This is a genomic window from Galbibacter orientalis DSM 19592 (assembly GCF_000260115.1).
Classification (GTDB): Bacteria; Bacteroidota; Bacteroidia; order Flavobacteriales; family Flavobacteriaceae; genus Galbibacter; species Galbibacter orientalis.
Genome location: NZ_JH651379.1, coordinates 870,773 through 889,592, shown reverse-complemented (window position 1 = coordinate 889,592; position 18,820 = coordinate 870,773). Strand labels below are relative to the sequence as shown.

Below are 18,820 nucleotides of genomic sequence, written 5' to 3'. Positions count from 1 at the left end.
AACACTGAAATAGCGGGGGCTAACAAAGCTGTTTCACGTGGAACGAATAAAAACCTCTTAGCAAATAAAGAGGAATTCAAAATAACAATTTAGACGGAAGCGTCAATAAACCAACCCCATACGTGGGATTAATTTAGAAATTCATTTTTATGTTTGATAAAGAATATGATGTTATAGTTGTAGGTGGTGGACATGCAGGTTCTGAAGCAGCAGCTTCTGCGGCAAATATGGGTTCTTCTACCCTACTTATTACAATGAATTTACAAAACATTGCACAAATGTCTTGCAACCCAGCTATGGGAGGAATTGCAAAAGGACAAATAGTTAGAGAGATAGATGCAATGGGAGGTTATTCTGGAATTGTAAGTGATAAAACTGCCATACAATTTAAAATGCTCAATAAATCTAAAGGCCCAGCAATGTGGTCTCCAAGAGTTCAAAGTGATAGAATGCGTTTTGCAGAAGAATGGAGATTAATGCTGGAAAGAACCAAAAATTTAGATTTCTATCAGGAAATGGTTGCTGGTTTAATTATAGAAAACGGAAAAATTAAAGGCGTACGAACTTCTCTAGGAATTGAAGTTAAATGTAAATCTGTTGTGCTAACTAATGGTACTTTTTTAAATGGATTAATTCATATTGGTGAAAAACAATTTGGAGGAGGACGTGCAGGTGAAAGAGCAGCAACTGGAATTACAGAAGATTTAATTAATTGCGGTTTTGAAGCTGGAAGAATGAAAACAGGAACACCACCTAGAGTAGATGGAAGATCGTTAGATTTTAGTAAAATGACGGTACAACCTGGTGATGAAAAACCTGAAAAATTTTCTTATTCTGATGAGACAAAACCTTTGACACATCAACGAGATTGTCATATGTCTTATACGAGTAATGAAGTTCATGATTTATTAAGAGAAGGTTTTGATAGATCTCCAATGTTTAACGGAAGAATTAAAAGTATTGGACCACGTTATTGTCCATCAATAGAAGATAAAATAAATCGTTTTGCAGATAAAGACAGGCATCAACTTTTTGTAGAGCCAGAAGGTTGGGATACGGTTGAATATTATATAAACGGATTTTCAACTTCCCTACCAGAGGATGTACAATTTAAAGCATTGAGATCTGTTGCTGGATTTGAAAATGTAAAGTTTTTTAGGCCCGGCTATGCGATAGAATACGATTACTTCCCTCCTACGCAATTGAAACATACTTTAGAAACCAAATTGGTTGAAGGTTTATATTTTGCAGGACAAATAAATGGAACTACTGGATATGAAGAAGCAGCTTCTCAAGGATTAATGGCAGGAATAAATGCAAGTTTAAAAGTACAAGAAAGAGACCCATTTATACTAAATAGAGATGAGGCTTATATTGGAGTTTTAATAGATGATTTAATAACAAAGGGTACTGAAGAGCCATACAGAATGTTTACTTCTAGAGCAGAATACAGAACTTTATTAAGACAGGATAATGCAGATTTACGTTTAACTCCTAGAAGTTTTGAAATAGGTTTAGCTTCTGAAAAGCAACTGAGACGTATGGAAGAAAAGGAAAAATTATCTGAAGGTTTTGTAAATTTCTTTAAAGAAACGAGTGTAAAACCAGAAGTAATAAATCCTATTCTGGAAGAAGTAGCATCTTCCCCGATGAAGCAATCTGATAAAATGTTTAAGATATTTGCGAGACCAAATGTTACTTTAGATTTGATGAGAAAGGTTGAAGATGTTGACACTTATATTAAAGAAAACAATTTAGATCAAGAAGTGTTAGATCAAACCGAAATACAAGTTAAATACTCAGGTTATATTGAAAAGGAAAAAAATAATGCAAGTAAATTAAATAGACTTGAAGACATAAAAATTCCAGAAAATTTTGATTATAGTAAGCTAAAATCTTTATCATTTGAGGCTAAAGAAAAGCTAAAGAAAATTAAGCCAAGAACTTTATCTCAAGCATCAAGAATAAGTGGAGTTTCTCCAAGCGACATAAGTGTGATGTTAGTTTATATGGGGAGATAATTTTAAATCTGAATATATATTTACAAAAGGGTTCCACGTGGAACCCTTTTTATTTGATTAATATTTATACCTTAATTATTACTCTAAATCAATAAATAGTATCTTGCACATGTTTAATTTATATGAGCAATTCCTTGGAAAATAAAATTCATTTAAGAGCAAAAGATAGCTTAGTTTCAAATGAAGAATTTGAAATTATAGCAACTAAAATTGAAGGACTATTAAAAACATCCCCTACTCCTTCTGAAGATAAAATTGGAAATTATTACCAAAGTGAAAATTATATTTCACATACAGATTCTACAAAAACTTTTATTGATAAACTATATCAAATAATAAAATCATACTCATTAAAAAGGAAAAATAAATTATTCAAAAAATACAATCCAACAGCTAAAACATTATTAGATATTGGAAGCGGAACAGGTGATTTAATTTTTTATTGCAATAAATATTTTGATTGCTATGGTACAGAACCTAATAAAAATGCAAGAGAATTATCATTAAAAAAAGGCAATAAAGTAGTTGAAAAAATAGATGAATTACCAGTAAAAAAATTTGATATTATTTCCATGTGGCATGTATTAGAACATGTACATGATTTGGAAATACAATTAAAAAAAATATATGAAATGCTAAATGAAAATGGAATTGCTATAATTGCAGTTCCAAACTATAAATCTTATGATGCGGAACATTATAAAGAGGCATGGGCTGCTTATGATGTACCAAGACATATATGGCATTTTAATAAACATTCAATGAAAACAATATTAAAAGAGAATAATTTATTTGTAGTAAAAATCCTACCTTTAATTTTTGATTCTTTTTATGTAAGTATGCTTTCAGAAAAAATAAAAACAGGCAATACAAATTTTATAAAAGCGCTTAGAATTGGTTTAAAATCAAATTTGAATGCAAAATCCACTGGTGAATATTCTTCTCTTATATATATAGCCAAAAAACAGTAAAAAAATTATTTTAAGCGTTTTCATGCCTGTTTAGAATACTAAGTAATATAATTACATTGAAATAATATAATTATGGCTTAAAACGACTTATAAGAACCTATTTTTAATAAGATAAAACTATTATAAAACAAAAAATATAAGAAATTACTATTTATTAATATCAGAACAGAAAAAAGGGGAAAATCCATTTACTTTCCTATTTTTGTTCGGAACAAATTTTTAGACCAAAAAATGAAAAAAATTATTTTAATCGCAGTTGTTGCTTTAGCAACAATATCATGTCAACAAAATAAAATAGCTTTTGTAGATAATACAAAATTGATAAATGAGTATCAGGAGAAAATTGACATCGAAGCTAAATACAAAACCAAAATTGAATCTTTTGATAAAAGAGCAGATAGTATAGGTAAAGTTTTTCAAGCAGAAGTTCAAGCTTTCCAAACAGAAGCAGAGAAATTAGCTCAAAGTGTTGCCCAGGAAAAATACAATGCACTTATGCAAAAAAGACAAACTATGGGACAGCAACTTCAAATGGAAGAGCAAAAACTTTCCCAAGAGAGTCAGCAAGAAATTGATAGCTTAATCAAAAAAGTAAGATCTTTTGTAAAAGACTATAGTAAAGAAAAAGGATACACCTTTGTTTTAGGTTCTAATGATGCAGGAAGTGTATTATACGGAGAAGAATCTAAAGATATTACCAATGATGTTTTAAAAGCTATCAACGACGATTATAAGTCAGAATAATTGTAGTAAAACAATATTTGGCACAACAAAAAGTTAAGACGCTTCTTAGAAGCGTCTTTTTTTGTATATTCAATTGAGCTATCATTAAAATTAAATTCTTGAAAAAGAAGTATATAAAAATAATCTTCCTAGTTGTTGCTGTATTGGCAACCCTCATTATAGTAGCCAATTTATTGATTACAAATTTTATTGAAAAGAAAATAGCTCAAAACAATTCTGATTATTCATTTGAAATAACAGATGTGAATACTAACATCTTAACAAGAACTGTAACTTTAAAAAATGTTATAATTCATTCAAAATCGAAAGATTCAGCATCTATTAAAAAAGTAGAAATTTCTGGAATATCGATTAATAATCTTTTCAGCAAAAATAATTTTGAAATAGAAAAAATATATGTTGAAAATGGTGACGGGTATTTGAGAAAGAAAAATTCAGCTAAAAAAAATAATGAACAGAAGAACTTCAAAATAAAGATTAAAGAAATTGAAGTAAAAAATACCAATCTAAGTTATAACACAGCAGTAGAAAAAGAACCTATAAAAGTGGAAAATATAGGCGTAATTTTAAATGAAGTGATTATAAATACAAACCATAATCTTAAACAAGTTTTTAAATATGAAAAAATCCTATTAACTGCAGAGAATATAGAACTACCAATAAACAATCATTTAAATTTCAAGATAGACAAAATAAAGGCAAATAAACAGTATATAAAAGCTAGCAACGTAGGTATAAAGACGCTATATTCAAAAAAGGAACTACAAAAGCATGTAACAGTACAAACAGACTGGATTAACCTAGATATTGATTCCATCTTAATAGATAAATACCAACATAATACATATAGAGATAGTGCTTTATATGAGGCTAATAATTTAAAAATTTTTAAAGGGAATATAGAAATATATAAGAATAAATTACTCCCAGAACCTACAAAATACAAACCTTTATATAGTAAAGCACTTAGAAATTTACCATTTAAACTAAATATTGAGCATTTAGAAATTATAAACAGTAGGATAAAATATGCTGAAAGAGTAAAAAATTACGAGGAGCCTGGAAATATAGTATTTACAGAAGTGAATAGTACCATTGAAAATATAAATTCCATGGAAGGAAATGGTGAAACAAAAATCGAAATAAATTCCAAATTTATGGATAATGCAGATTTTAAATTGTTATGGAATTTTGATATTAATAACAAAGCTGACTTCTTTACACTACATGGAAATATGAAAAATTTAAGTGCACATCAGATAAATGATTTTGTGGAGCCAAACATGAATGTAGAAACAAGCGGGGAAATAAAAAGCATTGTTTTTAATGTAAATGCAAATGAAAATGTTGCAAATGGATCCTTTGAATTAAAATATGATGATTTTAAAATAACTATTAAAAAGAAAAACAAAAATGTAGTTAATAAATTCTTTACAAACGTTGCTAATCTTTTTATGAAGAATGATAAAAATGATAATAAAAAAGTAGAAATAAAAGTAGAAAGAGATAAGCAAAAATCGTTTTTTAATTATTTCTGGTTATGTGTACGTGAAGGAACATTACAAACTGTATTGTAATAAATTTAATAGTAATCTACGAGTAAATATATAAGACCTCTTTGCAATAAGAAAAAAGAAAAAAAACATTATTCGTAACTATTTTTAAATCAATTTACTTTTATAGACCAACAATCTTAATTTACAAGCAAATAAAAACAAAAAACTACAGGAATAATATAAACTGTAATTTTCATAGCGCCATCAAAGTCTTTGGCTATTCGCTGGCCAATTAAAAAAATAAATAATACCAATAAAGAAATTATACAACTTAAGATTGCAAAATATTTATCTCCTGAAAGAACATTATAAATTCCTATTATAGAAAAAATCCCAGCTAAAAGTTCTAAAATAGTAATTAAAAAAAGAGTTAATGGTACAATAGATTTAACAAAAGTGCCTTTAAAATGCTGTTTTAAAAAAGAAATAGTACCGCTCCAATCAGAAATTTTATCATAAAAACTAAATAAAAAAGTAATAGCAATAAAGAGCAATAAACTTAATTGAGGCAATAAATTAAAATAAGCATTCATATTAAAGTTTTCTAATATCTTGGATAACATTCTCTATCTTCTGCTTTTCATTAGGGAAAAAGCCTTGTAGGACTAGTACAAAGCCAAAAAGAACAAGAATCAAGCTAATTATACGTTTAATTTTAAAAATTCGCTTAGGTGTAAGCTTATTCCGTAATTGCTTTGCAAGTAAAATTTTAATACAATCAATAAAAAGATAGGTAATTAAAATAGTAGTTATAAAGATAAAAATTCTATCATCGTTCATTTCTAATTTAGGTCCAAAAATAATAATAATGCCTAACCAGAAACCTAACACTCCAACATTTATAAAATTCAATAAAAATCCTTTAAAGAAAAGTCGCATATAATTGCGCTTTACCACTACTTGATTAATGGCATTTCTTATATCCTTTTTATAATCGCTTTTACATTTTATAAAGGAAATTACTCCATAAGTAATAAGCAAAATACCACCAAATATAAACAAAGAAGGATCGTCTTTAATTTTATGAAGAATCTTATTTGTACTAAAATAAGCTATTAGAATAAAAGCAATATCTCCTAAAACAACCCCTAAATCAAAACTAAAAGCAGCTCTAAAACCTTTAATTGCACTCGTTTCTAACAATACAAAAAACACGGGACCTATGGTAAATGCCAAAAGAATTCCGAGTGGTATTGCTTTAAAAACGTCTTCAATCATTGAAATAATTTTATAAAAATTCAGAAAAACTGAAATAAATTAAATCTCTTTAAGAGAAAAAAGAAAACTATACAGGTGTTTTAGATTGATCTAGAAATATCAAAAATAAAAAATCATCATAACTTAATACCAATTATGATGATTTTAAATATTTTAAAATTAAAATTTTATTATAATTCGTTTATAGTACCTCCAACAAAAGTTTGCTTTTGAAGTACTCTTGGACTTCCATAAACATTAATTGTTCCTCCAACTTTTACTTTAGCATCTACAAATTCTGTGGCATTAACATCTGCTACTCCCCCAGCTTTGACATCTACTTCTGTTTGTTCTGATACTAAATCTCCACCTTCAAACCTACCACCAGTGTTTACACTAACTTCTTGATTTTTGGAAGTTCCAGTTATAGTAATAACTCCAGCTGTAATTGCTTTAGAATCCAATCTGTCTACTTTTAAATCGGCTTCAATTTTAGCACCCTCCTGTGCTCTAAGTTCAAGATCTACCTGCTCAATTGTTTCTTTTACAGAAATCATAGCGTTTTCATTGGCATCTAAAACATCAATTATGTCATTGGTATATAAAACAACAAAAGTGGTATACCCATTAAAAACTTCATTGATATTCATCCTAACTTTTAATTTTCCTCCTTTATTAACAAAAACAACATCAGAGGGACTCTTACCAGAAATTACTGCTTTTGTTTTATCTCCTTTTACAATTTTTACAGATAAACCATCGTATGCTTTAACTTCATGAAATTCTCCTAATTCTTTGGTAATATTATCCTGTCCAAATGCCAAAGAAGTTAAAAATAAAATACTTACTACAATTATATTTTTCATAATCCATTTACCACTTAGTGGTTTTTATTTTTCGATTTTAAAAATCTACATTAATCATTCTTTCAATTACACTTTAAACGTATTAAAGGTATATAAAAGCTTTGATAAAGATAATCTACAATTAAGTGGAATATGAAATTTAAAATGATAAAAAATGTTAAGATTAGCAAAGTATGCTGTAAGTTATATGCAGTTGATAGTTGATAGTTGATAGTTGATAGTTGATAGTTGATAGTTGATAGTTGATAGTTGATAGTTGAAGTTAAAAAATAATTTTCTTATCTCGACACTATCTCCTTTAACTTTTTACTTTATAAATTTAAACTCAAAGATGCAACCAAAAGTATCCTGCGGCGGTCTTTTCTCTTTATTCCTTTTTCTATCAGCGAAAGTCTTGATTCTATGTTCTTTATTCTATTCTCTAAAATCTAGATTATTAACTTTAAATACTATACACTTTCCACATTAAAACTTTATACTTTACAAACTATTAACCATTAATTTTCTTTCCGGTAAGTTCAAAATCTAAATGACGTTTTACTAAATCTGTACTTTTTAGTTTTACAAACACTTCGTCTCCAAGCTGATACATATTCTTAGTAGATTCTCCAACGAGCGCATATTGCTTTTCATCAAAAACATAATAATCGTCTTTAATATCTCTAGTTCTAATCATACCTTCACATTTATTATCAACAAGTTCCACATAAATTCCCCATTCTGTAACCCCAGAGATAACACCTATAAACTCTTCGTCATAACGTCCTTCCATAAATTTAATCTGCATATATTTTATAGAATCACGCTCAGCACTGGTAGCCAAATATTCCATTTGCGATGAATGTTTACATTTAGCTTCATACTTTTCGGCATCTACAGAAGCACCTCCATCAAGATAATGTTGTAATAAACGATGCACCATAACATCTGGATACCTACGAATTGGCGATGTAAAATGTGTATAATAGTCAAAAGCAAGTCCGTAATGCCCTATGTTATCTGTAGTATAAACAGCTTTACTCATAGTACGAATAGTAAGCGTATCTACAAGATTTTGTTCTTTAGTACCTTGAACTTCTTCCAATAAAGCATTTAAAGAGCTTGTTACAGCTTTTTTACTTTTCATATCTATACTATATCCAAACTTAGAAATAACGCCTTGTAAAAGCATTAATTTTTCGTCATCTGGCTCATCGTGTACTCTATAAACAAAAGTTTTCTTTTGCTTGCCTATAAATTCTGCTACTTTTCTATTAGCTAACAACATAAATTCCTCAATAAGTTTGTTAGCATCTTTGGTAGTTTTAAAATAAACACCAATAGGTTCACTTTTATCATTGAGTTCAAATTTAACTTCTACTTTATCAAAAGAAATAGCACCTGCAGATAAGCGTCTACCGCGCATCAATTTTGCCATTTCATCTAATGTAATAATAGCCTCTGCAATATGGTTTTCAACTTCGTAGCTTTCGCCAGTTAAAGAAACATCAGCAGGAACACTATTATTCTGATTTTCAATCATGGCTTGTGCTTCTTCATATGCAAAACGTCTATCAGAATAGGTAACAGTTCTACCAAACCATTTATCTAAAACCTGCGCATCTTTATTCATTTTAAAAACCGCAGAAAAAGTTAGTTTTTCTTCATTAGGACGTAAGGAACAAGCATTATTGGACAGAATTTCTGGTAGCATAGGCACTACTCTATCCACTAAATAAACCGATGTAGCACGATTGTATGCTTCTTCTTCTAAAACAGAATCCAAATCTATATAATGGGAAACATCTGCAATGTGAATACCTACTTCAAAATTACCATCTTCTAAAACTTGAAAGGAAAGTGCATCATCAAAATCTTTTGCATCCTTTGGATCTATAGTAAATGTAGGAACATCTCGCATATCTCTACGCTTTGCAATTTCCTCTTTTGTAATAGAAGTATCTAATTTATTAGCATAGTGTTCTACTTCTTCAGGAAAATTATAAGGTAAACCATATTCAGCTAAAATAGCATGAATCTCTGTATCATGTTCCCCTGGTTTACCTAGAACTTGTACAATTTTACCGTTCGGAGAATCGGCATCCTTTGGCCAATCTATAATTTCTACAATTACTTTATCTCCATGCTCTGCATCCCCAATTTTATTTTTAGGAACAAAAATATCACTGTACATTTTAAAATCTGTAGGATTTACAAACGCAAAGTTTTTCTGTAATTGAACAATTCCTACAAAAGTAGTTTTCTTACGTTCTAAAATTTTGGTAATCTCCCCTTCTATTTTCTTTCCTTTTCTACGTCTCGGAAAAACATACACTTCTACTAAATCTCCGTGTAATGCTTTATTTAATAAATTAAAAGGAACAAAAACGTCAGAATCTAAATCTTCACATATTACATACGCATTATTTCTGCCTGTCATATCTACAATTCCTTCGTAATAATTTTGCGACGGAATTGCCTTATATTTTCCTCTCTCCACCTCCTCTATTCGTTGTTTATCTTTTAATTGACCCAATCTTTTTATAATTAAATTTCTACCGTTGGTATCTGTTATATCTAATTTAGCAGCAATTTGCTTATAATTAAAACTCTTTTCTCTATTACTCTCTAATACAGTAAAAATGCCTTTTGTAAGCTCATTTTTTTTGTGCTTTTGGGCTCTTTTTTTTCTTTTCGTCATATATTTTTATTCTTCTAGTAAAATACTAATTATTATAGAAGCAATCTAATTAATTTTAAAAGTTAAAGTTTTATTAAATATTGTGTAACAATAATACTTTTGCATCGTCTATTAAATAGACATCACTTTTATACATTGAAAAAATTATATAAAATAATACTCTTTTTTATTCTTGTCTTCTTGGCAGGAATTTTGTCGTTTGCTAGCTATATAAATTATTCTTTAGATAAAAAAGAACATTTAGAAACTGCACGTTCCATAGATACAACTACTACCAATAAAGTTTTATAAAGATAAACTTCTTATTTTTAAAAGGAAATTTTCCTTATTTTTAAGTGAATTAATCCGCACAGAATGAAAAATTTTGTTTTGGTTGCTACGTATACTTATCCGCATGAGTATCTAATTCTTAAGTTTATACTTACAGAAGAAGAAATTCCATTTTTTTTTGAGAACGAAACTATGATTGGTATTTCTCCTTTTTATTCTAATGCTTTGGGAGGTATTAAACTTCGTGTGCATGTAGATTATGTTGACTACGTAAAAGAATTAATTCAACAATTTGATAATCCAGGAAATCATTTAAAGATTGTTTAAATTTCTAAACAATCAACTTCAAGTATTAAAACTAAACCACTCTTTATATAAAAATTCTGTTTGGTAAGATTCTACAAATGTAGTTTTATTTTCTGACTATATCTTAGGAGTAATATCATTCCAAAAAAATTAAAATCTAAAATTAGTTTTAGTTATTAACTATATAAACATATATATCTTTTTCTTTTTTAAAATTTAAAATAAAAATGGTGGTTATTATAGTGTGTTTATATGTAGCAAAACTTTTTTGAAGTTTGTTTGTTGTCTTTATTTATACCGACTTATAAAAAGCTATTAACAACTTATTTTTTTCTAAAGGATTGAAAAAGAATTAATTTTAAAATTTAGTTCACAGTTGTCAACAACTCAACTAACATAAAATTTTTAATAAGTAGGTTATCTATTTATGTTAATAACTGTTGAAAAGTGGTTAATGAAATGTAGATTAAAAAGAAAACTTTACACTTGCGTAATTGAATTAATTTTACAAATTGAAGTTGCTTATTACAAATGCAAATTTATTTAATAGATTTCATCATATAAATATCAACAAAATGAGGGGTTTGTTAATTATCTGATAATTAAGTTTTTGTAAAATTAAATAAACAATGGTGTTTATAATTATAAAAATTATGAAGTGTATCTTTATAAGATACCTTAGAAACACTTATAAAAATACTTTTAAATTTTATAAACAATACTTTAAGCCCTGCTATATAGGTAATTCACTATTTACTACCTTTGTTATGAACAATTTTAAAGATGAAACATCCATGTCAAATTTTTAGATACACAGAAGAATTACTATTGGGATGTTCCATATAACCATTAAAATGAAATAAAAGAAATATATGAAAATAGCTATAGGAAATGACCACGCAGGAACCGATTATAAATTTGCAGTTGCAGCTTTTTTAAAAGAACGAAATATTGAAGTTGAAAATTTTGGAACCGATGAAGCGTCAAGTGTAGATTATCCAGATTTTGCAAATCCAGTAGCAAAAGCGGTAGATACTAAAGCGGTAGATTTTGGAATTCTTATTTGTGGTAGCGGAAATGGAGTTGCAATGACTGCCAATAAATATGCAAATGTAAGAGCTGGTTTATGTTGGACTAAAGAAATAGTAGCTTTAATAAGAGCTCATAACAATGCTAACATACTGTGTATTCCAGCACGTTTTACGGCTATTCCACAAGTTTTAGAAATGGTAGATACCTTTTTAAATACAGAATTTGAAGGTGGAAGACATCAAAATCGCATTGATAAAATAGCGCTTCATTGTTAACATGCACACACATCATAATCATTCTCATACGCCTTTAAAGGGTAGAAATCTTTTATTTTCTATTGTTTTAAATATATTAATTACTGCATCTCAAGTGGTTGGAGGTTTGGTATCTGGAAGTTTAGCATTACTTTCTGATGCGCTTCATAATTTAACCGATGTTATTTCTTTAGTAATTAGTTATATAGCAAATAAGCTTACAGGAAAAGAAGCATCTACAAACCGAACTTTTGGATATAAAAGAGCAGAGATAATTGCCGCTTTTGTAAATGCTTCTACTTTAATTATAATTGCGGTTTTATTAATAATAGAAGCTGTAAAGCGTTTTTTTGATCCTCAAACTATACAATCGGAATTGGTTATATGGCTTTCTGCTTTTGGAATTTTGGCAAATGGTTTAAGTGTGTTATTATTAAAAAAAGATGCCGCTAGAAATATTAATATGAAATCTGCTTATATACACTTATTAACAGATATGTTAGCAAGTGTTGCAGTACTTATTGGAGGCTTGGTAATGAAGTATTTCCAGTTGTTTTGGGTTGATAGTGTTCTTACATTTTTAATTGCCGTATACTTGGTTTTTGTAGGTTTTGATTTATTAAAAACATCTACAAAAATGCTTATGCTGTTTACTCCTGAAAATATTGATATTAAAGAAATTGTAAAAGAAGTTCATAAAGTAGCTAAAGTAAATAAATTACACCATATTCATGTATGGTGTTTAAATGATGATGAACTACATTTAGAAGCTCATTTAGATTTTAAAGAAGATGTTACTTTAACCGAATTTAATATAGTTTTAGAAAAAATAGAAGTTATTTTACATGATAAATTTGGAATAAACCATGTAAATATTCAACCAGAATACAATAAAGAAGATCCTAAAGATTATATAGTTCAAGATTGATTTTTTTAAAATAGTATTTAGTACTAAGTATTAAAAATCAAGATTTTAGGGTTTGATATCATTAATGTACGAGTAAAAATACAAGACCGCTTTACTATAAAAAAAAGACTAAATATTAACTATCACAAAATAAGTAGTTTGATGAAATAGCCTTTCTAAAATCCTGTTTTTATTTATTTTTATTAATAGCAAGGCTTCTATTTTGAAAACCTTATTTGAATATTTATATAATTGTAATTCAATAAATTACGTTAAATTTTATAACACAGCAATAATTTGATATTAAGAATTTTCTAGTATTGTAAGTAGTTTTTCAATTCAACAACTTACCTCTTCCTTTAAAAAGCTTTCTATTAAAACACACAGAATAAATCATTCGTGAATTAGTGGCAAATAGATTTTATATTCGGTACGAGCGTGATGCTTTCGCTAGCTGCGATATTAAGAACCAAGAATCAAGATTTTAGATTTGATATTAAGAATTTTCAAGTATTATAAACAGTTTATCAGTTTTTCAATTCAACAACTTATTCCTTATTTAGGAACGTTTATCATTATATTTATCCTATTAAAAAATTCTGTTTTGAATTAATATTCATGGATAAATGATTGTATCTTTGATACTATCAAATGATAGTATTAAAATGAATCCTCCTTACGAAATAACTCCAGAAATTTTAAGATTAATAACCTCTATTTCAGAAAAAATAGGAGAAATAAATGCAACTTATCTAAATAGACCTTCTCCTAAATTAAGAAAAAAGAACAAGATAAAAACTATTCACTCTTCATTAAAAATAGAAGGAAATAGTTTAACAGAAGAGCAGATAACAGCACTTCTTGAAAAGAAAAGAGTTATTGGACCCAAAAAAGACATACTTGAAGTTTTAAATGCAATAGAAATTTATGAAAAATTAAACCAATATAATCCTAACAACGAAAAATCATTTTTAAAAGCGCATCAAAATTTAATGAAAAACCTAATTGAAGATGCTGGAAAATACAGAAAACAAGGTGTTGGAATTATAAAAGATTCAAAAGTCGAACATTTAGCACCACCTTTTGAAAACGTATCATTTTTAATGAAAGACCTTTTCAAATACTTAAAAAATTCACAAGAAATCGAATTAATTAAAAGCTGTGTTTTTCACTATGAAATGGAATTTATTCATCCATTTTTAGATGGAAACGGCAGAATGGGAAGATTATGGCAAACTTTAATTTTAATGGAGAAATATCCAATCTTTGAGTTTTTGCCTTTTGAATCTATGATTAGCAATAATCAAGATAAATATTACAAAGCATTAAATCAAAGTGATAAATCAGGAAAATCAACTAAATTTATCGAGTATATGCTAACAGTAATTAATCTGTCAATTAATAAGTTATTGGATTTTAATAATCGAACGTTGACCGAGAGTGACCGACTCGAATATTTTATATCACTAAATAAAAAAGAGTTTTCAAGAAAAGATTATATGAATATTTTTAAAGATATTTCTTCTTCAACAGCAAGTAGAGATTTAAAAAAAGGATTGGAGTTAAATCTATTTAAAAAAATTGGAGAAAAAAATAAAACCAAATATAAAATAACAGGGAACAGCATCGTACCCTAAGATAGTGAGGATTGGTCATAAAATGGAAGTTTTTATATTCGGTACGAGCGTGATGCTTTCGCTAGCTGGATATTAAGAATCAAGATTTTCAGGTTTGATATCATTAATGTCCGAGTAAAAATATAAGACCGCTTCGCTATAAGAAAAAAGACTAAATTTTAACTACCACAAAATAAGTAGTTTAAAGAAATAGCCTTTCTAAAATCCTGTTTTTATTAATAGCAAGGGTTCTATTTTGAAAACCCCATTTATATCTTTATATAATTGTAATTCAATAAATTACGTTAATGTTTATAACATAACAATAATTTGATATTAAGAATTTTCTAGCATTATAAACAGTTTATCAGCTTAACAATTCAACAACTTATCCCTTCCTTTAAAAAGCTTTCTATTAAAACACACAGAATAAATCATTCGTGAATTAGTGGCAAATAGTTTTTATATTCGGTACGAGCGTGATGCTTTCGCTAGCTGGATATTAAGAACCAAGAATCAAGATTTTCAGGTTTGATATCATTAATGTCCGAGTAAAAACACAAGACCGCTTCACTATAAGAACAAAGACTAAATTTTAACTACCTCAAAATAAGTAGTTTAAATAAATAATATTTCAAAAATCCTCTTTTTATTAATAGCAAGGGTTCTACGTGGAATGGATTAAATTATTTTTATTTCAATACCTCTTAGGTTTACCTTGAGGGAGTTGATTATTTTTTTTAAAATTTAGCTATACTTATTCTTAAACCAAACCTTTTGCCATTCTCGTTTGAGCACTAAAAATGTTACATTTTCAGATAGTTTAACAACATCACTTCCGTCTAGCAATTTTACTTCATTTTCCGAAACATCAATAATATATAGAAAGTTTAAATAATCGGCAAAACGGTCGTTAATCAATAAAAAAATTAGTTCGTGGAGATCTCTTTTTAATTTTTCAGGAGAAATAGTACTATTATATTCTTCTTCTAAATTAGCTAATTTTAAATCCTTATTTAACTGAATAATTAGTTTTTTATACAGCTTTTCATCGGATGCTGTTTGTAAAAGTTGGGTGCTATTTAAAAAATCAAATTTCATTTCTACTTTTTTATACGTGCTTCATTTTGTTTTACAAATGCATCCCATCCAGAATAACTTTTTGTAGAAGTTACTTTTCCGCTGTTGTAAAAATGACAAACAGCTGCTGCTAATCCATCGGTGGCATCTAAATTTTTTGGTAATGTTTTCAAGTTTAGTAGGCTTTGAAGCATTTTAGCAACTTGTTCTTTACTAGCATTTCCACTACCAGTAATTGCCATTTTTATTTTTTTTGGGGAATATTCGGTAATTGCTATTTGTCTTGATAATCCGGCTGCCATTGCTACACCCTGTGCCCTTCCTAATTTTAACATTGATTGGACATTTTTACCAAAAAAAGGAGCTTCAATAGCAATTTCATCTGGGTGATGTGCTTCTATGATACCAATAGTATGTTCAAAAATTTTCTGAAGTTTTAAATAATGATCGGTGTATTTTTTTAAGATTAATTCATCCAATTGTATCAATTCCATTTTAGGTCCCACACATTTTATGAGTCCGAATCCCATAATGGTAGTTCCTGGATCTATTCCTAATATAATGCGCTCTTTTTTAGACAAATTTTTTAGTTAAAAGTTATAGTATATATAAGCTAAGATACTTTTTTAAGTTAGAAAACAAAGCTAACCAAAACACATCATATTATTCTACTTTTAAAATAATAGGAAGCTGTATTTTTATATTTACAGGAATGTTTCTTTTAAGTGCTGGATATACGCGTGGCAAAGTTTCTACACTACTGGCAATTAATGTATCTATTTCTGGAATTTCTTTAGCTACTTTTTTATTTTTTTTAATCTGAAGAATACTAACATTACCCTCTTTTCCAATAAGTAATTGCACATTAATAGTATCGTTTAAATTTTTATGAGTTACCAAATGGCTTGCACTTAATGTAGCTAAAAAGTGTTGGGTAAAAGTTTCTTGAAAGCATTGTCGCTGCTCATTTCTATGGGCAGTTTCATCACAATTTTCAAACAGCGGATATTGGTCAACATCGTTCCAATTTATACTCTGCCGTTCTCTTTTTATAATTTCTTCTTTAGCTTTTTTTTCTGAAGTAAAAAGCTCACAAGAAACCATTAATAAGCAAAAAAGAATTACCCCAAACTTCTGCATGAAAATACTTTAAAGTCGAAAATTACAATTTTTTTAGGGTAAATAGTAATAAATGAAGTTTTAGCTGAAATTTTTATTGGTCTTAGATTGAATTTAGAGCCTAACAATTTATTTCAGGTCCTTTTATTTTTTATAAATCTAAGCTACAAATTCACAAATCTATTTTTACGTTCTCAAGAAATTCTTCAGAGGATGAAAACCACATATCCGTAATTCTGTGGTAAAAAATCTTCAGGCTACTATAAAAACAGTACTACCTTTAAATCTCTCATTGAAGGTTTTATTACCTAGAGCTTGTCCTGAGTATCTTGAAGGGTTCTACGTCGAAAAGGATTAAATAATACCTCATAGGCTTGCCTCGAGCTAGTTGATTTTTGAGTGGATTAATTATTAAAATGAATTTACTTTACTTAATTGGCAGCAAGATGAATCTCTTCTTTTAATTCTGAAATCCGTTTTTTAGCATAGTCGCTATAGATTTTTATGTTTGGAAACTTATAGATAAAATCTTCAAATAATTGAAGTCTGTAATTAGAATCTTCATAATATTTATCAGAATAAAAACAGACATGATACAGCGCAAAATAATTTGTATCATCTTGAGCATATGCTTTTTTATAATAATCTATTGCGAGTTTGATATCCTTTTCATCTAAAGCAATTTGTGCCAAGGCTGTATATTCAGTATTAAAATTTACTTTTTGAATTTCAATAGCTGTTTTATAATTAGTTTTAGCACTATCATATTGTTTCTCCCGCCAATAGAGCTTCCCTAAGCCACGATATCCTTCTGGATCGCCATTATCTATTTCAACTATTTTTTTGTAACACTCAAAGGCTTCGTCGTATTTCCATACAAATTGGTAGCATTCGGCTAAATTTTTATAGATATATGTTTTGTGTTGTTTTAATTCAATAAGCTTTTCAAAATATGGAATAGCAGGTTCTTTTTCGCCATTATTAAAATAAGCTAAGGCTTTTAAATTGTTTAAATCTATAGAATTTGGAGCCATTTTTAACCCGATATCGGCATATTTATGTACCGAATCTAACTGCCTTTGTATTAAATGATGCTTCCCTATTTGGTAGATATTTTTAATACTAGTGCTATCCAAATTATAACTCCTTTTATATAAACCAATAGCTTGAAAAGGATTTCCTTCTGCATCCTCTATTAATCCAAGTTGATACATATAAAAAGGATTTGGGGCATCGGTAGCAAATAACCTATAATAAACCCGTTGTGCATTTAGGCAATATTGATTTTTAGGTTATTGATATTTCTGTTGAATTCAAATATGTTTATATATTGAATGACCGTCATAGCCGTAATCTTAGATAATATTCTGTTTTTGAATCCCTCAAAAGATTTAGCATAATTCCTTCGAATCATAAATTGGTCGCAAAGTTGAGAAAACAATGTTTCAATACGCTTTCTGGATTTCTTAAAAACGTACGGCTGCTCCCTATAGTTATGCTGGTTTGTTCTCATAGGGGTTTCAAGTCTAATATTATGATATTCAAATAAATTCAATTGATATTCAGCCGACAAATACCCTTTATCACCAAGTAATATGCAATCACTTAATTGATGCTTTATATCCTTTAAATAATTAATATCGTGCACAGAGGCTGGACTAATATCCATACTTTCGATAACACCCTGAGCAGAACAGACAGCATGTAATTTATATCCATAATAATGGCTTGATTGACTTGCACAATATCCTTTTTCGGGCAGACTGTAGTTTTGTTCTTTACATATCTTACTTCTAGCGCTTCTTGATAATTTACAGACCTCTAACGGCATACTGTCAACAATATAACAATGCTCAGATTTATTCAACTTTCTCACTAATGCCTTGCGAAGTGATTCTCTAAAAGAAAACAACTTACGCTTTCTTCTATTGTAGACACTGCGCTCTATTTTGCTGGATAGACCAGCAGGTAACATTCGAAAAAGCTGGCATTCACTATCAACACTCATATATTCTGATGTTAAATCAATAGCTATAAGCTCTTTATCTCTTAATTTAGGTTTACGGATTTGATGTAAATAATCCATTTTACAATCCAATTCTTTTAAAACCTTGAGGATTTTGTCGTAATTTGCTTGAAAGTTGTGCATATAAATTATAGTGTGGTTACTACAATTTACTGCATTTTAGCAGTTTGCACAA

17 protein-coding genes are annotated in these 18,820 nt (G+C 28.4%); 8 read left to right on the top strand and 9 right to left on the bottom strand.

Features of this window, described 5'->3' with window-relative positions:
* The first annotated feature begins 149 nt into the window (after positions 1 to 149).
* From mnmG to JOOMADRAFT_RS04050, 4 genes are all read left to right on the top strand, one after another.
* Positions 150 to 2,021: a tRNA uridine-5-carboxymethylaminomethyl(34) synthesis enzyme MnmG gene (gene mnmG / locus JOOMADRAFT_RS04065; protein ID WP_008611498.1), complete on the top strand. Its 1,872-nt coding sequence runs from the start codon at positions 150 to 152 to the stop codon at positions 2,019 to 2,021.
* Between the two features lie 134 nt (positions 2,022 to 2,155).
* Positions 2,156 to 2,992 (top strand): class I SAM-dependent methyltransferase, encoded by an 837-nt coding sequence (locus tag JOOMADRAFT_RS04060; RefSeq protein ID WP_245547648.1) that lies wholly within the window; start codon positions 2,156 to 2,158, stop codon positions 2,990 to 2,992.
* A gap of 231 nt (positions 2,993 to 3,223) precedes the next feature.
* Positions 3,224 to 3,736 (top strand): OmpH family outer membrane protein, encoded by a 513-nt coding sequence (locus JOOMADRAFT_RS04055; protein ID WP_008611496.1) that lies wholly within the window; start codon positions 3,224 to 3,226, stop codon positions 3,734 to 3,736.
* Positions 3,737 to 3,834: 98 nt separating this feature from the next.
* Complete coding sequence (locus JOOMADRAFT_RS04050; protein WP_008611495.1) at positions 3,835 to 5,313, top strand: AsmA family protein; 1,479 nt, start codon at positions 3,835 to 3,837, stop codon at positions 5,311 to 5,313.
* Between the two features lie 116 nt (positions 5,314 to 5,429).
* On the opposite strand, the gene JOOMADRAFT_RS04045 is transcribed toward JOOMADRAFT_RS04050, so the two are convergent.
* The 4 genes from JOOMADRAFT_RS04045 to rnr all read right to left on the bottom strand — a co-directional run bounded on the left by JOOMADRAFT_RS04045 (position 5,430) and on the right by rnr (position 10,035).
* Positions 5,430 to 5,825 (bottom strand): hypothetical protein, encoded by a 396-nt coding sequence (locus JOOMADRAFT_RS04045; protein ID WP_008611494.1) that lies wholly within the window; start codon positions 5,823 to 5,825, stop codon positions 5,430 to 5,432.
* A gap of 1 nt (position 5,826) precedes the next feature.
* Positions 5,827 to 6,510, bottom strand: coding sequence for a LysE family translocator (locus tag JOOMADRAFT_RS04040; protein ID WP_008611493.1), 684 nt, complete (start codon positions 6,508 to 6,510; stop codon positions 5,827 to 5,829).
* Between the two features lie 170 nt (positions 6,511 to 6,680).
* On the bottom strand, positions 6,681 to 7,355 hold the full coding sequence (locus JOOMADRAFT_RS04035; protein WP_008611492.1) for a head GIN domain-containing protein: 675 nt from the start codon (positions 7,353 to 7,355) through the stop codon (positions 6,681 to 6,683).
* A 490-nt stretch (positions 7,356 to 7,845) separates the two neighbouring features.
* Positions 7,846 to 10,035, bottom strand: a complete 2,190-nt coding sequence (rnr, locus tag JOOMADRAFT_RS04030) for a ribonuclease R (protein ID WP_008611490.1) — start codon at positions 10,033 to 10,035, stop codon at positions 7,846 to 7,848.
* Between the two features lie 354 nt (positions 10,036 to 10,389).
* Between rnr and JOOMADRAFT_RS04025 the strand changes: the two genes are divergently transcribed.
* The 4 genes from JOOMADRAFT_RS04025 to JOOMADRAFT_RS04010 all read left to right on the top strand — a co-directional run bounded on the left by JOOMADRAFT_RS04025 (position 10,390) and on the right by JOOMADRAFT_RS04010 (position 14,441).
* A complete protein-coding gene (locus JOOMADRAFT_RS04025; RefSeq protein WP_008611489.1) occupies positions 10,390 to 10,632 on the top strand; it encodes a hypothetical protein in 243 nt (80 codons plus the stop codon).
* 851 nt (positions 10,633 to 11,483) lie between these two features.
* A complete protein-coding gene (rpiB, locus tag JOOMADRAFT_RS04020) occupies positions 11,484 to 11,918 on the top strand; it encodes a ribose 5-phosphate isomerase B (RefSeq protein WP_008611487.1) in 435 nt (144 codons plus the stop codon).
* A gap of 1 nt (position 11,919) precedes the next feature.
* Positions 11,920 to 12,825, top strand: a complete 906-nt coding sequence (locus JOOMADRAFT_RS04015; RefSeq protein WP_008611486.1) for a cation diffusion facilitator family transporter — start codon at positions 11,920 to 11,922, stop codon at positions 12,823 to 12,825.
* Positions 12,826 to 13,469: 644 nt separating this feature from the next.
* Positions 13,470 to 14,441, top strand: coding sequence for a Fic family protein (locus JOOMADRAFT_RS04010; protein ID WP_040879520.1), 972 nt, complete (start codon positions 13,470 to 13,472; stop codon positions 14,439 to 14,441).
* 726 nt (positions 14,442 to 15,167) lie between these two features.
* On the opposite strand, the gene JOOMADRAFT_RS04005 is transcribed toward JOOMADRAFT_RS04010, so the two are convergent.
* From JOOMADRAFT_RS04005 to JOOMADRAFT_RS03985, 5 genes are all read right to left on the bottom strand, one after another.
* The gene (locus JOOMADRAFT_RS04005) at positions 15,168 to 15,521 is read right to left on the bottom strand and encodes a hypothetical protein (protein WP_008611484.1); all 354 of its coding nucleotides are present in this window, start codon (positions 15,519 to 15,521) and stop codon (positions 15,168 to 15,170) included.
* A 2-nt stretch (positions 15,522 to 15,523) separates the two neighbouring features.
* A complete protein-coding gene (ruvC, locus tag JOOMADRAFT_RS04000; RefSeq protein WP_008611483.1) occupies positions 15,524 to 16,081 on the bottom strand; it encodes a crossover junction endodeoxyribonuclease RuvC in 558 nt (185 codons plus the stop codon).
* 82 nt (positions 16,082 to 16,163) lie between these two features.
* The gene (locus tag JOOMADRAFT_RS03995; RefSeq protein WP_008611482.1) at positions 16,164 to 16,640 is read right to left on the bottom strand and encodes an energy transducer TonB; all 477 of its coding nucleotides are present in this window, start codon (positions 16,638 to 16,640) and stop codon (positions 16,164 to 16,166) included.
* 410 nt (positions 16,641 to 17,050) lie between these two features.
* The gene (locus JOOMADRAFT_RS03990; RefSeq protein ID WP_008611481.1) at positions 17,051 to 17,833 is read right to left on the bottom strand and encodes a tetratricopeptide repeat protein; all 783 of its coding nucleotides are present in this window, start codon (positions 17,831 to 17,833) and stop codon (positions 17,051 to 17,053) included.
* Positions 17,834 to 17,889: 56 nt separating this feature from the next.
* Positions 17,890 to 18,768 carry an IS982 family transposase gene (locus tag JOOMADRAFT_RS03985; protein WP_008610872.1) on the bottom strand — a complete coding sequence of 293 codons (879 nt, stop codon included), beginning with the start codon at positions 18,766 to 18,768 and terminating at the stop codon, positions 17,890 to 17,892.
* Positions 18,769 to 18,820: the final 52 nt, after the last annotated feature.

What these genes read in the sequence shown, in the direction of transcription:
- mnmG (WP_008611498.1), top strand. Translation starts at nt 150, where the DNA reads ATGTTTGATAAAGAATATGATGTTATAGTTGTAGGTGGTGGACATGCA.
- JOOMADRAFT_RS04055 (WP_008611496.1), top strand. Translation starts at nt 3,224, where the DNA reads ATGAAAAAAATTATTTTAATCGCAGTTGTTGCTTTAGCAACAATATCA.
- JOOMADRAFT_RS04045 (WP_008611494.1), bottom strand. Translation starts at nt 5,825, where the DNA reads ATGAATGCTTATTTTAATTTATTGCCTCAATTAAGTTTATTGCTCTTT.
- JOOMADRAFT_RS04040 (WP_008611493.1), bottom strand. Translation starts at nt 6,510, where the DNA reads ATGATTGAAGACGTTTTTAAAGCAATACCACTCGGAATTCTTTTGGCA.
- JOOMADRAFT_RS04035 (WP_008611492.1), bottom strand. Translation starts at nt 7,355, where the DNA reads ATGAAAAATATAATTGTAGTAAGTATTTTATTTTTAACTTCTTTGGCA.
- rnr (WP_008611490.1), bottom strand. Translation starts at nt 10,035, where the DNA reads ATGACGAAAAGAAAAAAAAGAGCCCAAAAGCACAAAAAAAATGAGCTT.
- JOOMADRAFT_RS04025 (WP_008611489.1), top strand. Translation starts at nt 10,390, where the DNA reads ATGAAAAATTTTGTTTTGGTTGCTACGTATACTTATCCGCATGAGTAT.
- rpiB (WP_008611487.1), top strand. Translation starts at nt 11,484, where the DNA reads ATGAAAATAGCTATAGGAAATGACCACGCAGGAACCGATTATAAATTT.
- JOOMADRAFT_RS04015 (WP_008611486.1), top strand. Translation starts at nt 11,920, where the DNA reads ATGCACACACATCATAATCATTCTCATACGCCTTTAAAGGGTAGAAAT.
- JOOMADRAFT_RS04010 (WP_040879520.1), top strand. Translation starts at nt 13,470, where the DNA reads ATGAATCCTCCTTACGAAATAACTCCAGAAATTTTAAGATTAATAACC.
- JOOMADRAFT_RS04005 (WP_008611484.1), bottom strand. Translation starts at nt 15,521, where the DNA reads ATGAAATTTGATTTTTTAAATAGCACCCAACTTTTACAAACAGCATCC.
- JOOMADRAFT_RS03995 (WP_008611482.1), bottom strand. Translation starts at nt 16,640, where the DNA reads ATGCAGAAGTTTGGGGTAATTCTTTTTTGCTTATTAATGGTTTCTTGT.
- JOOMADRAFT_RS03990 (WP_008611481.1), bottom strand. Translation starts at nt 17,833, where the DNA reads ATGTATCAACTTGGATTAATAGAGGATGCAGAAGGAAATCCTTTTCAA.
- JOOMADRAFT_RS03985 (WP_008610872.1), bottom strand. Translation starts at nt 18,768, where the DNA reads ATGCACAACTTTCAAGCAAATTACGACAAAATCCTCAAGGTTTTAAAA.